Raw genomic sequence first — 13,071 nt, forward strand, 5'->3', positions numbered from 1 at the left:
GGCGCGCTGCGGAGGGACAGGCTGTCGATGAGGAGACTCCAATGCGCAAGACGGGATGGAGCCGGCGAGCCGGCGCGATGATGGTGCTGCTGCTGGGATTGCTGCTGCCCGGGCTGGCCGGAGCCAAAGGCCCGGCGGGCACGGTGCTGGTCCTCGGCGACAGCCTCAGTGCTGCCCACAATATCCCCGCCGACGCCGGCTGGGTCAGCCTGCTGCAGCAGCGGGTCAGGCAACAGTCGAAAACGCCGCCGCGCATCGTCAATGCCAGCATGAGCGGAGAGACCACTGCCGGCGCGCTGACCCGCCTGCCGGGCCTGCTGGCGAAGGAAAAGCCGACGGTGGTGGTGATCGCGCTGGGCGGCAACGACGCGCTGCGCGGGCTGACCCCGGCACAGGTGCAGGGCAACCTGGAAAAGATGGTGCAGGCCAGCCAGAAGGCCGGCGCCAAGGTGCTGCTGCTGGGCATCGACGTGCCGCCCAACTACGGGCCTGCTTACCGCCAGCGCCTGGCTGCGGCCTACAAGGCACTGGCCACGCAGTACAAGGTGCCGCTGCTGCCGTTCCTGCTGGAAGGCGTGGCCCTGCAGCCGGGCATGATGCAGGCCGATGGCCTGCACCCCACGGCGCAGGCGCAACCGAGGGTGCTGGACAACGTCTGGCCGCTCCTGCGGCCCCTGCTCTGAACGATTTACAACCCTCTTGACGGAACTTCACATCGCGTCCACCGTCGATCCGGCATGTTTCACAAAGCTGAAGTTAGAGGGAATCACATGCGTCAGACGAAGGAGACCTCCGGCTTGGTGCTGGTGGTCGAAGACAACCGCAACATCTCCGAGATGATCGGGGAATACCTGGAAGGTCGCGGCTTCGAAGTCGACTATGCACAGGACGGCCTGGATGGCTACCGCCTTGCGGCGGAGAACAGCTATGACGTCGTGGTGCTCGATCTCATGTTGCCGCGCCTGGATGGCATCGAAGTATGCCGTCGCCTGCGCAACGATGCGCGCAAGTCCACACCGGTGCTGATGCTCACGGCACGCGACACGCTGGACGACAAGCTCACCGGCCTCGGTTTCGGTGCCGATGACTACCTGACCAAGCCCTTCGCGATCCAGGAGCTGGAAGCCCGCCTGCGCGCGCTGATCCGTCGCGAACGCCGCCAGGTCGGTTCGGAAGTGCTGAAGGTCGCCGACCTGGTGCTCGACCCGGTCAGCATGCGTGCCACCCGCGCCGGCACCGAGCTGCAGCTGTCGCCGATCGGCCTGCGCCTGCTGACCATCCTGATGCGCGAATCGCCGCGCGTGGTCACCCGCCAGGAGATCGAACGCGAGATCTGGGGCAATGGCCTGCCGGATTCGGACACCCTGCGCAGCCATCTGTACAACCTGCGCAAGATCATCGACAAGCCGTTCGACCGTCCGCTGCTGCACACCGTGCAGAGCGCCGGTTACCGCATTGCCGATATCGCCCAGCCGATGGCCTGATCGGGGCCAGGCCGGTGCAGCATCAGGCCCGGCCGGGCAACGACCCCGCACCGGGCACGGATGACCGGCCGGCGCTGCCGCCGGTCATCCTCCGTGCACGACTACGGCGCAGCGCGCTGCCTATAATCGCAGCGCTCTGACCGGGACCCCGCAATGCCGCACGGCCTGCCGCGCAAGATCCGTATCGCCTTCATCCTGCAGGCAGTTCTGGCCAGCCTGGGCATCCTGCTCGGTGCCTGGCTGGTTTCGCTGGTGATCAAGCACAGCCTGGTCGGCGCCGCCCTGCGCGAGGAAGCGGCCTATTACTGGACGCTGCACGAAGCCTCGCCGGTACAGCCACCGCCCAACACCCAGAACATCCGCGGCTACCTGCTGGAAAGCGGGCAGTCGGCGCTGTCGTTGCCGGCCAACCTGCGCAACCTGGAGCCGGGGTTCCACGAGCTGCGCGGGGACGACCAGCTGGTACTGGTCGATGTACGTCCGGCCGGCCGCCTGTACCTGGTGTTCCTGCGTTCGCGTGCGGAGATGCTGGCGTTCTGGTTCGGCATCGTGCCGGTGCTGCTGACCCTGTTGGCGGTGTATGGCGCCAGCTGGGTCACCTACCGCGCCTCCAAGCGCCTGGTGTCGCCGGTGAACTGGCTGGCACGGCGCGTCTCGCGCTGGGACCCGGGCCACCCCGAAGCGGCCGATCTGGAGCCGAACAAGCTGCCGGCGGACATGCAGGGCGAGACCCGGCAGCTGGCGGCCGCCCTGCATTCGCTGGCCAACCGGGTCAGCGCGCACGTGGCCCGCGAGCGCAACTTCACCCGCGATGCCAGCCACGAGCTGCGCACGCCGTTGACCGTCATCCGCGTGGCCAGCGACATGGCGTTGGGCGATGAGACCCTGCAGCCGCGCCTGCGCCGCAGCCTGCAGCGCATCCAGCGTGCCGGCCGTGACATGGAAGCGGTGATCGATGCGTTCCTGATCCTGGCGCGCGAGGCCGATGTCGAACCGCAGATCGAGCTGTTCGACGTCAACGACATCGTCCGCTACGAGGTGGACAACGCCAACGAACTGCTGGGCAACCGGCCGGTGTCGGTGCACCTGCACAGCGAAGGCCCGGTGCAGCTGCACGCACCGCCACGGGTGCTGCAGGTGGTGGTCAGCAACCTGGTGCGCAACGCCTGCAGCTACACCGACGAAGGGCGCATCGACGTGCACGTGCTCGACGATCGCGTGGTGGTGCGCGACAGCGGCATCGGCATGTCCGCCGAGGCGCTGTCGCGCGCGTTCGAGCCGTTCTACCGCGCCGAGCCGAGCCGCCCGCAGGGAACCGGCCTGGGCCTGTCGATCGTACGCAGGCTGTGTGATCGCTTCGGCTGGAAGGTCAGCCTGGCCAGCGAGCCAGGGCAGGGCACCGAGGCCACGGTGATCTTCCGCTGATCCCCCGACCCCATTGCCCGTGATTCGGTAGATCCACGCCATGCGTGGATGGGGTTGCGGTAGCGCCGGGCCATGCCCGGCGTCCGCAGTCCCTCAGTTGCAGTGGACCTTCGGCGCCAGCGCCTTGGTCCAGATCGCGTAGCCGGCCGGGGTCATGTGCAGCATGTCTTCGCGGAACAGTGTCGCATCCGGCTGGCCGTCGGCGCCGAGCATCGGCGTGTAGATGTCGGTGAAGCCGGTGTTGGGCAGCCTGGCCAGTGCAGCCTTGATCAGCGCGTTGGCTTCCTTGATTGCCGGCAGCAGGTGCGCGCGCGACGGGCTCGGCTTGATGGACAGGTATTCCACCCGGGTCTTCGGCAGGTCGCGGTGCACGCGCTGCACGAAGGCGACCACATCGTCGCGCACCTGCACCGCGCTGCGGCCGCTGTTGAGGTCGTTGTCACCGGCGTAGAAGAACACCTTGCACGGCGCATACGGCACCACGATGCGGTCGGCATACCAGGTGCTGTCGCGCACTTCCGAACCGCCGAAGCCGCGGTTGAACACCGGCTGGCCGGGGAAATCGGTGGCCAGGCTCTCCCAGAAGCGGATGGAGGAGCTGCCGATGAACTCGATGCCACCGCGCGGCGGCGGGTTCGCCTGGTCCGCGCTGGCGAAGTGGGCCATGTCGCCGGCCCAGGCCACGTTGGAGACCTGTTCGGGCACCTGCGGCGGCCTGGCCGGGCCCAGGGCCTGGGCAAGCGGTGCGGCAGTCAGCAGGCCCAGCATCAGCAGGCAGGTGTGGCGACGGGACATCAGGCGCTCCAGCAGGCAAGGGAAGACCCATCATAGGAGCATGGCGCGGCCCGGTGCTTGCCCCTGGCAGGCCATTCGCCCGGGCCGCCGGGGATAGGGCCGGCGGCCTTGTGGCAAAATGGCGGCCGTCTGCCTATTCCTGTGCACCCATGATTCCCTGCCGTGCGTCTGAGCGGTTGCTGCGCCGCGCCCCTGTTGCTGGACGTTCCACCCGTGGCTGATCAGTTCGGTCATCTGCCGCGCGGCCCTCGCCGCATCTTCCAGGCCGCCCGCTGGTCCTGGCAGGGCCTGCGGGCCGCCTGGCTGCACGAGTCGTCGTTCCGGCTGGAGGTGTACCTGCTGATCCTGCTGACGCCAGCCGCGATCTGGCTGGGCCAGACCCCGGTCGAACGCGCGCTGCTGATCGGCTCGATGCTGCTGGTACTGGCCATGGAGCTGGCCAACTCGGCCATCGAAGCGGTCATCGAACGCTACGGCAGCGAGATCCACGAACTGGCCGGCCGTGCCAAGGACATGGGCTCGGCGGCGGTGTTCGTGCTGATGATGAACGTGCTGCTGTGCTGGGCGCTGGTCGTGGTTCCGCACGCGCTGGCCGGCAGCTACGGCTGAAACCCCATTCCCCCACTGCCTTGAAGAGTTTCCATGTCCTTTGAGTTCCTCGCCGACCCCAATGCCTGGGTGACCCTGTTCACGCTCAGCGCGCTGGAAATCGTGCTCGGCATCGACAACCTGGTGTTCATTTCCATCGCGGTCAGCAAGCTGCCGGAAGAGCGTCGTCCGTTCGCACGCAAGCTGGGCATCGCGGTGGCCTGCATCACCCGCATCGGCCTGCTGGTCTCGCTGGCCTACCTGGCGCACATGGCGGCCAACCTGTTCACCGTGGCCGGCATGGGCATCTCCATCCGCGACCTGGTGCTGATCGTCGGCGGCCTGTTCCTGATCATCAAGGGCTGCATGGAGATCAAGGAGCTGATCAGCGGCGGCGAGGATGAAGACCCCAGCACCACCAAGGCCTCGGCCGTGTTCGGCTACGTGATCGCGCAGATCGCGGTGATCGACATCGTGTTCTCGCTGGACTCGGTGATCACTGCCGTCGGCATCGCCGACCACATCCCGGTGATGGTGGCCGCCATCCTGCTGTCGGTGCTGGTGATGCTGCTGGCCGCCAACCCGCTGGGCCGCTTCATCGACGCCAACCCCACCGTGAAGATGCTGGCGCTGGCCTTCATCCTGATGATCGGCGCGGTGCTGATCCTGGACGGCCTGGACGTGCACGTGCCCAAGCCCTACATCTACGCTGCGATGGGCTTCTCGGTGCTGGTCGAGTGGCTGAACCTGCTGATGCGCCGCCGCGCCCGCGAGCACAACGTGCCGGGTGCCGGCAACTGGTAAGCACGCCACCGGCGTACACGTTTCCCAGAACCCCCGGCCCCGGCCGGGGGTTCTGCGTTGTGGGCCCCCGGCTCTGCAACGGCCCTGCGGTTTTTGCACGGATGGCGGATTTCCGGGGTCCACTTGTGAATCAGGATCAACAGTGTTTTCCCGGGCCGAGGCTTAATCCGGCGCAGCAAAGCGCGCAGGCTACGCACTCCCGATTCCCGCCCCCAGGAAACCCCCATGAATTCCAGAGCCGCCTTGCTGGCGCTTGCCGTTGGCGCCTTCGCCATCGGAACCACCGAGTTTGCCCCGATGGGCCTGCTGCCGGTCATCGCCGACGGCGTGGGGGTGTCGATCCCCACCGCCGGCATGCTGATCACCGCCTACGCCGTGGGCGTGATGCTGGGCGCGCCGGTGATGACCCTGCTGATGGGCCGTTTCGGCAAGCGCACCGCGCTGATGCTGCTGATGTCGATCTTCGTGGTCGGCAACCTGCTGTCCGCGCTGGCCCCCAACTACGGACTGCTGCTGCTGTCGCGCCTGGTCACCAGCCTCAACCACGGCGCGTTCTTCGGCATCGGTGCGGTGGTCGCCGCCAGCCTGGTGCCGAAGGAAAAGCAGGCTGCGGCCGTGGCCACCATGTTCATGGGCCTGACCATCGCCAACATCGGCGGCGTGCCGCTGGCGACCTGGGTAGGCCAGCAGCTGGGCTGGCGCCTGTCCTTTGCGGGGACTGCGGCGCTGGGCCTGATCGCAATCACCGCGTTGGGCTTCGCGCTGCCGGCGTCCGCGCCGGGACCGCGCCCCGACGTGCGCCGCGAACTGAAGGCGATCCTGCAGCCGCAGGTGCTGCTGGCGATGGCCACCACCGTGCTGGGCGCCGGTGCGATGTTCACCCTCTATACCTACGTCGCACCGGTGCTGACCGAATTGACCGGCGCCTCCAATGCCTTCATCGCGATGTCGCTGGCACTGATCGGCATCGGCTTCACCTTCGGCAACGGCATCGGCGGGCGCATGGCCGACTGGTCGCTGGATGGCGCCACCCGCATCCTGCTGGCCGTACTGGCGGTGCTGATGTTCGTGCTGCCGCTGGCCTTCATGAGCCACGCCACTGCGGCGCTGGGCGTACTGCTGTTCGGTGCGGCGACCTTCGCCCTCGTGCCGCCGCTGCAGATCCGGGTGATGCAGGTGGCCAGCGAGGCGCCGGGCCTGGCGTCGTCGATCAACGTGGGGGCGTTCAACCTGGGCAATGCGGTGGGTGCGGCGCTGGGCGGTGCGGTGATCAGCTCGGGCCTGGGCTACGCCGCGATTCCGGTGGCCGGTGGCCTGCTGGCGGCATCGGGCCTGCTGCTGGCGTGGCTGGGGCGTCCGCGCACTGCGGTGGCCGAGGCCTGCTGAGGGGGGGGGGCCGGCAGGGCTTGCAGCCCTGCACCCGCTACAGGCCAAGGCAACGGCCGAAGCAACAGCAACCGCAACAGCCGGCGCTGGTTTTCTGAGGGTTGGGCGGGGCGGTGTGGGTTGGCAGGACACGCCGTGAACCCATCCATGGGGGCTCGATGGCGCCATCCATGGCGCCAACGGTCCTGCCAACCCACACCGCCCCACCTCCGACAGATTGCTGCGATCGGTCGGAACGGCGTCCCGCTCTGGCAGGTGTCGACCTTGATCGCCTCGAATGCCTGAAAAACCGGCTTTTGCTTTTGATTTTTTCTTTTGATCTTCCCGCGGTGTGCAGGAAATTGTCCGTGGCCGGGAGGGTGGGTTGGCTGGGGGCGTGAGCGCCATGGATGGCGCGACCGAGCCTACATGGACGTATTCACGGCGTCCCCCAGCTAACCCACCCTCCCGGCCGATCCCGATAGCGCTTCCTTGCCAACCACCGCGGAGGGGGCGGCGCCCGATGGCCGGTCTTTCACCCGGACCATGGCATGCTCGGCGCCAAGCCCACCCGGAACCTCCGCCATGCGCCTGTTCACCCGTGTCCTGCCCCTGATGCTGCTGGCCTCCCTGCTGTCCGGCTGCGGCTACAACGCCATCCAGCAGAAGGATGAGGCGGTCAAGGCCAGCTGGTCCGAAGTGCTCAACCAGTACAAGCGCCGCGCCGATCTGGTGCCCAACCTGGTGCAGACGGTGAAGGGCTTTGCCAGCCAGGAAGAGCGTGTCCTGACCGAAGTCACCAACGCCCGTTCGCGCGTCGGCCAGATCAACGTCAACGCCGACGACGAAGCCTCGCTCAAGCAGTTCCAGCAGGCCCAGGGTGAACTCGGCAGCGCACTGTCGCGGCTGCTGGTGGTCACCGAGAACTACCCGGTGCTGAAGTCCGACCAGAACTTCCGCGACCTGCAGGCCCAGCTGGAAGGCACCGAAAACCGCATCACGGTCGCGCGCGGCCGTTACATCCAGCAGGTGCAGGACTACAACACCTACATCCGTTCGTTCCCGCAGGTGGTCACCGCCAAGATCTTCGGCTACAAGACCAAGCCGAACTTCACGGTGGACAACGAAGCGCAGATTTCCAACGCGCCAGCGGTCGATTTCGGCAACGCGCCGCAGCGCCAGCCGGCACCGCAGCCGGGCCACTGACCGATGCGCCTGGCCACCGCGCTGCTGGCCCTGCTGCTGTGGCTGCCGCTGGCAGCGCAGGCACAGCCGCTGGCGCCGATCCCTGCGCTGGACTCGCCGGTGGTCGATACCACCGGCACGCTGGACGCCACGCAGAAGCAGGCGCTGGTGCAGCAGGCGATCGAGCTGCAGCAGCGCAAGGGCAGCCAGCTGCAGGTGCTGGTGGTGCCCACGACCCAGCCGGAGGACATCGCGCAGTACACCACGCGGGTCTTCGACCAATGGCAGATCGGCCGCAAGGGCGTGGATGACGGCGTGCTGCTGGTGGTGGCCAAGGATGACCGGCGCGTGCGCATCGAGCCGGGCTACGGTCTTGAAGGCGCCATCCCCGATGCCATCGCCAACCGGGTCATCCAGGAATACCTGGTCCCGCGCTTCCGCAGCGGCGACTATGCCGGCGGCATCACCGATGCCACAGCGGTGCTGGTCAAGCTGATCGACGGCGAACCGCTGCCGGCACCGGTCAGCGGCCATCGCGGGCGCGAGCCCGGCGCTGGCGGCGACACCTGGTTCCTGGCGCTGTTCATCGGCGTGTTCGCCGGCAGCATCCTGCGCGGCGTCTTCTCGCGCGTACCGCGTCCGCTGCGCGGCCTGCTCGGCGGCGCGGGTGCGGCGCTGGCGGCGTTCCTGTTCACCTCCACGCTGCTGGCCAGTGGCCTGGCCGGCGTGGTCGGCCTGATCGTGGCGATGCTGTCCGGGCACCCGGGCCGCTTTGCCGGCGGTGGCGGTTGGGGCGGTGGCAGCTGGGGCGGGGGAGGCGGTTTCGGCGGAGGCGGTGGATTCGGCGGCGGTGGCGGCTGGGGCGGCGGCGGTGGCCGTTCCGGTGGCGGTGGCGCTTCGGGAGGCTGGTGATGATCCAACGTCTGTTCCGCCATGCATTTTCGCCCTCGGTGCGGCGCGCGTTCCCGCCGGCCACATTGCAGGCGATCACCGAGGCCATCGCGGCCGGCGAGCAGCGCCACGGCGGGCAGGTGATGTTCGCGGTGGAAGCGGATCTGCCGCTGGCCGCGCTGTGGCACAAGGTCACCCCGCGCCAGGCCGCCGAGCAGGCGTTCGCCCGGCTGCGCACCTGGGACACCGCCCACAACAACGGGGTGCTGATCTACCTGCTGCTGGCCGACCACGCGATCGAGATCGTCGCCGATCGTGGCCTGCACGGCCGGGTCAGCCCGGCGCAGTGGCAGCGGGTCTGCACCCACCTGCGCGAGGGCCTGCGCGGCGCTCATCCGGTCGAAGCATTGCAGGATGCGATCGACGAGGTCTCCAGCCTGATCGAAGGGCACTTTCCCGCTTCGACGCGGTCAGACGATGACGGCCTGCCCAACACGCCCCAGCTCCTTGGTTGAGCCGGGGCGGCACTGGCCCGAGAATAGGCGTTCAACCGCAAGGCACCTTCCATGATCTATTTCCACGACATCGACCCCATCGCCCTTTCGCTGGGGCCGATCAAGGTGCATTGGTACGGCATCATGTACCTGCTTGGCTTCACCGCGGCCTGGCTGCTGGGCCGCACGCGCATCGCCGCGGGGCGCCTGCCGGGCGTCGATGCCAACGGATTCTCCGACCTGCTGTTCTACGCCATGCTCGGCGTGGTGCTGGGCGGCCGCATCGGCTACATGCTGTTCTACGCGCTGGGTGACTTCTTGCACAACCCGCTGCTGCTGTTCAAGGTCTGGGATGGCGGCATGAGCTTCCACGGCGGCCTGCTCGGCGTGCTGGGTGCCTGCTGGTGGTGGTCGCGCAAGCACCGCCTGCACTTCTTCGACACCATGGATTTCATGGCGCCGCTGGTGCCGCTGGGCCTGGGCTTCGGCCGCATCGGCAACTTCATCGGTGCCGAGCTGTGGGGCAAGTACACCGACGGGACCTGGGGCGTGGTGTTCCCGTCGGGCCTGCCGGCCCCGCTGAACCAGCTCGACACTGCCACCCTGCAGGCGCAGTTCGCCACCGGCGCATTGAACCCGTACGCCCGCCATCCGTCGCAGTTGTATGAAGCGTTCCTGGAAGGCCTGGTGATGTTCGTGGTGCTGTGGACGGTGTCGGCCAAGCCGCGCCACCGCTATCTGGTCGGCGGCCTGTTCGCGCTGATGTACGGCCTGTTCCGCTTCGCCGTCGAATTCGTGCGCATGCCCGACAACGGTGTCTACGTGGCCTTCGGCTGGCTGACCCGCGGCCAGATCCTGAGCCTGCCGTTGATTGCCTTCGGCCTGGTGCTGCTGGTGATGTCGCGCCGCGCGCCGGTCCTGCAGCCGCAGCCGCCGGTGGCCGCCGGGGGCAAGGCATGAAGGCCTACCTGGACCTGCTGGCGCACGTGCTCGAGCACGGCGCCGAGAAGAGTGATCGCACCGGTACCGGCACCCGCAGCGTGTTCGGCTGGCAGATGCGCTTCGACCTCAACGATGGCTTCCCGCTGGTCACCACCAAGAAACTGCACCTGCGCTCGATCATCCACGAGCTGCTGTGGTTCCTGAAGGGCGACACCAACATCGGCTACCTGAAGGACAACCAGGTGCGCATCTGGGACGAGTGGGCCGACGAGAACGGCGACCTCGGCCCGGTCTACGGCAAGCAGTGGCGCAGCTGGGCCACTGCCGACGGTCGCGAGATCGACCAGATGCAGTGGCTGGTGGACGAGATCAAGCGCAATCCGGATTCGCGCCGGCTGGTGGTCAGCGCCTGGAACGTGGGCGAGCTTTCGCAGATGGCGCTGATGCCGTGCCACAACCTGTTCCAGTTCTACGTGGTGGACGGCAAGCTCAGCTGCCAGCTGTACCAGCGCAGCGGCGACATCTTCCTCGGGGTGCCGTTCAACATCGCCAGCTACGCGCTGCTGACCCACATGGTGGCGCAGGCCACCGGCCTGGGCGTGGGCGACTTCGTGCACACCCTGGGCGATGCCCACCTGTATTCGAACCACTTCGAGCAGGCGCGCGAGCAGTTGTCGCGTGAACCGCGCGCGCTGCCGACGCTGTGGTTGAACCCGGAGGTGACCGACCTGTTCGGCTTCCAGTTCGACGACATCCGCATCGACGGCTACGACCCGCACCCGGCCATCAAGGCGCCGGTGGCGGTATGAGTGCCCTGAAGCTGTCGATGATCGTGGCGCTGGACCGCAACCGTGGCATCGGCCAGGGCAATGCCATGCCCTGGCACCTGCCGGATGACTTCAAGCACTTCAAGGCGCTCACCCTGGGCAAGCCGATCCTGATGGGGCGCAAGACGGCCGAGTCGATCGGCCGCGCGCTGCCGGGGCGGACCAACCTGGTGCTGACCCGCAGCGGCCAGGTGCCGTTCGAGGGCATGCGCGCGGTGGCGTCGCTGGACGAGGCCAAGGCCATTGCCGAAGCCGAGGGCGCCCGCGAGCTGTGCATCATCGGTGGCGGCGAGATCTTCCGTCAGCTGCTGGACCAGGCCAGTGACCTGTACCTGACCTGGGTCGATGCCGAAGTCCCCGCCGATACCCATTTCCCCGAAGTGGACGTGCAGGACTGGCAGGAAGTGAGCAGCGAGCCGCACCCGACCGACGAACGGCACGCCCATGCGTTCCGCTTCGTGCACTACGTGCGGCGCTGATCGCGGAAGTATCAACGAAAACACCGGCGGGGTAGCGTCGACTGTTAGTCGACTATAGCGCGCAGCGCGGGGTTTTCAGGGGGGGCAGGAGCAGTCGACTAACAGTCGACTCTACCGGGACTGTCGCTGCGGCATCCGGTAATGCCCGATGATCGCGTGCTGGAACAGCAGGTTCTCTTCGCGCGTGCCGCGCGCGATGTTGTGCAGCACCAGCGGTGTGCCATTGGCCAGGCGCCGGTCAGAAACGATGCCCACGTGCAGCAGGCCGTTGCCATTGAGCTTCCAGGCAACGATGTCGCCGGCCGCGTAGTCGGCGGCGAGGGCCGTGACCGGTTGCTGCCAGCCCTGGCGCTCGAACCAGCGCATCAGGTTCGGTACACGACGATGATCGATGTTGCGGTCCGGCCGTGACAGGCCCCAGATCGCCGGATAGGCACTGAGGCTGCCGCGCATGTCCTCATGCACGCGTGCCTGCAGGTCCAGGCCCAGATCGCGCAGGGCGCGCACCACCACGTCCGTGCACACGCCGCGATCCAGTGGCACGTCGCCGCCGGGATAGGCCAGTACCTGGTAAGCAGGATCGTAACGGGTGGTGACGCCGATCTGCGCGCGGGCTGCGGCCACCAGTGGCGGCGAAGGGGCCCGCGGCTGCGTCGGCGCATGTGCAGCACCATCCGCAGCCGTGGGAGCAGGCGGCGAGCCGGGCTGGCAGCCGCTGGCCAGGGCCAGCGTCAGCAGCACCGTCCCTGGTGCCCAGCCGCGCCGCGTCACGCCTGCGGCGGGGGACTGTTGTTGGTGCCGCCACCCGCGCCGCCCCCTCCGCCACCACGACGGCGACGGCGGCGTGGGCCACGGTTGCCCGGGGTGGCAGCGGCGTTGCCGCCCTGTTCCTTGCCCTGTGTCGCAGCGGCGGGGCGCTCGTGCGCCGGTCGCGCGGGTGGGCGGGCGTTGGGCACTGGTGCCGGTACATCGCGGCCCGGGACCTGCACCACGCGCAGCTCGTCGGTATCCAGCTGGAGCGCGGTCAGCTTGCCGCCCCAGACCGCGCCAGTGTCGATGGCGTGCACGCCCTGGGTAATGGTCAGGCCCAGCGCCGACCAGTGGCCGCAGACCACCTTGAGGTCGCGCTCGACCCGGCCCGGCACTTCGAACCAGGGATACAGCCCCTGTTCCTGCGTGCCCGGCGTGCCCTTGTCCTCGATGCCGATGCGCCCGCGCGGGGTGCAGTAGCGCATGCGGGTGAGCACGTTGATGATCGCGCGCGAGCGGTCGTAGCCGGACAGGTTCGGGGCCCAGCTCGGCTTGTCGCCGTACATGTTGCGGAACAGCTTGCGGTAGCCGGCGCCATGCAGCTGCACCTCGACCTCGGCGGCATGCTTCTCGGCCATCTGCGTGGTCCACTTCGGCGCCAGGCCGGCGTGCACCATCATCCAGCCCAGCTCGCGGTCCACGTGCACCAGCTTCTGCAGCCGCAGCCAGTCCAGCAGTTCGTCGCGGTCCTCGGCCTGCACGATGCGCAGCAGGTCCGGGTTGACCTTGCGCTGTTCCTCTTCGGTACGCGAACCGACGGCCAGCAGCGAAAGATCATGGTTGCCCAGCACCACCACGCTGTGCTCGCGCAGCGAGTGCACCAGCCGCAGCGTTTCCAGCGACTGCCCGCCCCGGTTGACCAGGTCGCCGCAGAACCACAGGGTGTCCTGCGCCGGGTCGAAGCGGATCTTCTCCAGCAACCGCTGGGTGACGTCATAGCAGCCCTGCAGGTCGCCGATCGCCCACACACTCATCGTTCGGC

15 protein-coding genes are annotated in these 13,071 nt (G+C 68.0%); 12 read left to right on the forward strand and 3 right to left on the reverse strand.

Annotated elements, in window-relative coordinates:
* Positions 1–41 precede the first annotated feature (41 nt).
* The 3 genes from AC5P9I_RS06700 (at position 42) to AC5P9I_RS06710 (ending at position 2,909) form a co-directional block, all read left to right on the forward strand.
* On the forward strand, positions 42–683 hold the full coding sequence (locus tag AC5P9I_RS06700; RefSeq protein ID WP_049466546.1) for an arylesterase: 642 nt from the start codon (positions 42–44) through the stop codon (positions 681–683).
* 87 nt (positions 684–770) lie between these two features.
* A complete protein-coding gene (locus tag AC5P9I_RS06705; RefSeq protein ID WP_002811889.1) occupies positions 771–1,484 on the forward strand; it encodes a response regulator transcription factor in 714 nt (237 codons plus the stop codon).
* Positions 1,485–1,637: 153 nt separating this feature from the next.
* Positions 1,638–2,909 carry a sensor histidine kinase gene (locus AC5P9I_RS06710; RefSeq protein ID WP_049466548.1) on the forward strand — a complete coding sequence of 424 codons (1,272 nt, stop codon included), beginning with the start codon at positions 1,638–1,640 and terminating at the stop codon, positions 2,907–2,909.
* Positions 2,910–3,002: 93 nt separating this feature from the next.
* Here AC5P9I_RS06710 and AC5P9I_RS06715 read toward each other — a convergent pair whose 3' ends face one another.
* Entirely contained in the window at positions 3,003–3,704 is a 702-nt protein-coding gene (locus AC5P9I_RS06715; protein ID WP_049466550.1) for an SGNH/GDSL hydrolase family protein, read from the reverse strand.
* 213 nt (positions 3,705–3,917) lie between these two features.
* Here AC5P9I_RS06715 and AC5P9I_RS06720 point away from each other — a divergent pair, with 213 nt between their 5' ends.
* The 9 genes from AC5P9I_RS06720 to AC5P9I_RS06760 all read left to right on the forward strand — a co-directional run bounded on the left by AC5P9I_RS06720 (position 3,918) and on the right by AC5P9I_RS06760 (position 11,279).
* Complete coding sequence (locus tag AC5P9I_RS06720; RefSeq protein ID WP_049466552.1) at positions 3,918–4,313, forward strand: diacylglycerol kinase; 396 nt, start codon at positions 3,918–3,920, stop codon at positions 4,311–4,313.
* A gap of 33 nt (positions 4,314–4,346) precedes the next feature.
* Positions 4,347–5,096: a TerC family protein gene (locus AC5P9I_RS06725; RefSeq protein ID WP_005408127.1), complete on the forward strand. Its 750-nt coding sequence runs from the start codon at positions 4,347–4,349 to the stop codon at positions 5,094–5,096.
* 225 nt (positions 5,097–5,321) lie between these two features.
* Positions 5,322–6,482: an MFS transporter gene (locus AC5P9I_RS06730; RefSeq protein ID WP_053462198.1), complete on the forward strand. Its 1,161-nt coding sequence runs from the start codon at positions 5,322–5,324 to the stop codon at positions 6,480–6,482.
* 564 nt (positions 6,483–7,046) lie between these two features.
* Positions 7,047–7,667 carry a LemA family protein gene (locus AC5P9I_RS06735; RefSeq protein WP_130768587.1) on the forward strand — a complete coding sequence of 207 codons (621 nt, stop codon included), beginning with the start codon at positions 7,047–7,049 and terminating at the stop codon, positions 7,665–7,667.
* Positions 7,668–7,670: 3 nt separating this feature from the next.
* On the forward strand, positions 7,671–8,558 hold the full coding sequence (locus AC5P9I_RS06740; RefSeq protein WP_053462200.1) for a TPM domain-containing protein: 888 nt from the start codon (positions 7,671–7,673) through the stop codon (positions 8,556–8,558).
* Positions 8,558–9,052 (forward strand): TPM domain-containing protein, encoded by a 495-nt coding sequence (locus AC5P9I_RS06745; RefSeq protein ID WP_049470590.1) that lies wholly within the window; start codon positions 8,558–8,560, stop codon positions 9,050–9,052. The genes AC5P9I_RS06740 and AC5P9I_RS06745 overlap by 1 nt, the downstream gene beginning before the upstream one ends.
* A gap of 51 nt (positions 9,053–9,103) precedes the next feature.
* Positions 9,104–9,991, forward strand: a complete 888-nt coding sequence (gene lgt, locus AC5P9I_RS06750) for a prolipoprotein diacylglyceryl transferase (RefSeq protein WP_053506405.1) — start codon at positions 9,104–9,106, stop codon at positions 9,989–9,991.
* Positions 9,988–10,782, forward strand: coding sequence for a thymidylate synthase (locus AC5P9I_RS06755; RefSeq protein ID WP_053462203.1), 795 nt, complete (start codon positions 9,988–9,990; stop codon positions 10,780–10,782). The genes lgt and AC5P9I_RS06755 overlap by 4 nt, the downstream gene beginning before the upstream one ends.
* A gap of 5 nt (positions 10,783–10,787) precedes the next feature.
* Positions 10,788–11,279 (forward strand): dihydrofolate reductase, encoded by a 492-nt coding sequence (locus tag AC5P9I_RS06760; RefSeq protein ID WP_187756721.1) that lies wholly within the window; start codon positions 10,788–10,790, stop codon positions 11,277–11,279.
* A 111-nt stretch (positions 11,280–11,390) separates the two neighbouring features.
* Here the strand turns inward: AC5P9I_RS06760 and AC5P9I_RS06765 are convergent, their stop codons facing one another.
* Together AC5P9I_RS06765 and AC5P9I_RS06770 are read right to left on the reverse strand one after the other, a co-directional pair.
* Entirely contained in the window at positions 11,391–12,050 is a 660-nt protein-coding gene (locus AC5P9I_RS06765) for a DUF1287 domain-containing protein (RefSeq protein ID WP_130768585.1), read from the reverse strand.
* Positions 12,047–13,063, reverse strand: a complete 1,017-nt coding sequence (locus AC5P9I_RS06770) for a symmetrical bis(5'-nucleosyl)-tetraphosphatase (protein ID WP_103282782.1) — start codon at positions 13,061–13,063, stop codon at positions 12,047–12,049. Before AC5P9I_RS06770 ends, AC5P9I_RS06765 begins: the two co-directional genes overlap by 4 nt.
* Between the last annotated feature and the right edge of the window lie 8 nt (positions 13,064–13,071).

The sequence above is a fragment of the Stenotrophomonas sp. YJH_SMC_29 genome (assembly GCF_059371235.1).

Coding starts and splice junctions, on each gene's coding strand:
- AC5P9I_RS06700 (WP_049466546.1), top strand. CDS start 42: ATGCGCAAGACGGGATGGAGCCGGCGAGCCGGCGCGATGATGGTGCTG.
- AC5P9I_RS06705 (WP_002811889.1), top strand. CDS start 771: ATGCGTCAGACGAAGGAGACCTCCGGCTTGGTGCTGGTGGTCGAAGAC.
- AC5P9I_RS06710 (WP_049466548.1), top strand. CDS start 1,638: ATGCCGCACGGCCTGCCGCGCAAGATCCGTATCGCCTTCATCCTGCAG.
- AC5P9I_RS06715 (WP_049466550.1), bottom strand. CDS start 3,704: ATGTCCCGTCGCCACACCTGCCTGCTGATGCTGGGCCTGCTGACTGCC.
- AC5P9I_RS06725 (WP_005408127.1), top strand. CDS start 4,347: ATGTCCTTTGAGTTCCTCGCCGACCCCAATGCCTGGGTGACCCTGTTC.
- AC5P9I_RS06730 (WP_053462198.1), top strand. CDS start 5,322: ATGAATTCCAGAGCCGCCTTGCTGGCGCTTGCCGTTGGCGCCTTCGCC.
- AC5P9I_RS06735 (WP_130768587.1), top strand. CDS start 7,047: ATGCGCCTGTTCACCCGTGTCCTGCCCCTGATGCTGCTGGCCTCCCTG.
- AC5P9I_RS06740 (WP_053462200.1), top strand. CDS start 7,671: ATGCGCCTGGCCACCGCGCTGCTGGCCCTGCTGCTGTGGCTGCCGCTG.
- AC5P9I_RS06745 (WP_049470590.1), top strand. CDS start 8,558: ATGATCCAACGTCTGTTCCGCCATGCATTTTCGCCCTCGGTGCGGCGC.
- lgt (WP_053506405.1), top strand. CDS start 9,104: ATGATCTATTTCCACGACATCGACCCCATCGCCCTTTCGCTGGGGCCG.
- AC5P9I_RS06755 (WP_053462203.1), top strand. CDS start 9,988: ATGAAGGCCTACCTGGACCTGCTGGCGCACGTGCTCGAGCACGGCGCC.
- AC5P9I_RS06770 (WP_103282782.1), bottom strand. CDS start 13,063: ATGAGTGTGTGGGCGATCGGCGACCTGCAGGGCTGCTATGACGTCACC.